The sequence below is a fragment of the Pseudomonas sp. AC463 genome (assembly GCF_979253585.1).
Map to the genome: position 1 here is coordinate 1 of NZ_CEEDDZ010000715.1, position 264 is coordinate 264.

General features: G+C 61.4%; 1 protein-coding gene. It reads left to right on the forward strand.

Features of this window, described 5'->3' with window-relative positions; translation table 11 throughout:
- Positions 1-126 precede the first annotated feature (126 nt).
- Positions 127-264: TIGR02647 family protein (locus AC0IYH_RS32070; RefSeq protein WP_471838340.1), on the forward strand; the 138-nt coding region annotated here is incomplete at its 3' end.

Consider the following 264-nt stretch of genomic DNA (forward strand, 5'->3'; position numbering starts at 1 on the left):
TCTCGATCGATGGCAACACGCCCCGGCGAACTGACGCCAGCTTGACTACACTTGCTCTGCGGGGCGCCAGACACCCCCGGAGCCCACGGCAGACGCCGTGTACGACAACAACAGGCAGGAGTCACCATGGCATTTACCGCCGAACTGGTCGCCGAACTGGAAATCCTTTTGCTGTTCAATCTGGACAACGGTCAGGAGGGATTGAAGATCCACCATACTGCAGCACCCTCTGCCGTCGCCGCTGCCGGGCGCCTGCACGAGAAG